This window comes from Acinetobacter sp. ANC_7635 (assembly GCF_056779945.1).
This window is the reverse complement of record NZ_JBWYIS010000047.1, coordinates 1-288: the sequence shown is the minus strand read 5'-3', so window position 1 is coordinate 288 and position 288 is coordinate 1. Positions and strand designations below refer to the sequence as shown.

The 288-nt window shown below is 49.7% G+C and carries 1 pseudogene; it reads left to right on the top strand.

Going from position 1 to position 288, the window contains the following annotated elements:
• Positions 1 to 288: pseudogene (locus AC1M89_RS14820) on the top strand (type VI secretion system tip protein VgrG); the annotation flags it as partial.

The following is a 288-nucleotide window of genomic DNA, read 5'->3' as shown; positions in this document are numbered from 1 at the left end:
TCATTGTTGGCAAACGCTACTACAACCAAAACAACCTACCCAAAGACTTAGACCAACAAGTCCAACAACTGCTACAACGCAGCCAATGGACACCAAAACACAAGACAGACACCAACCAAGCAACCCACAAGGACCAAGAACGCCAAGCCAGCGAACTCATCCTACAACGACGCAACATCAAAACCGTACCCGAATATAACCCACTACAACATCGACCTAGCACCCATCCGCAACGCGCCAAAGTGGTGGGACCTGCAGGAGAAGAAATCCATGTCGATGAATGGGGAC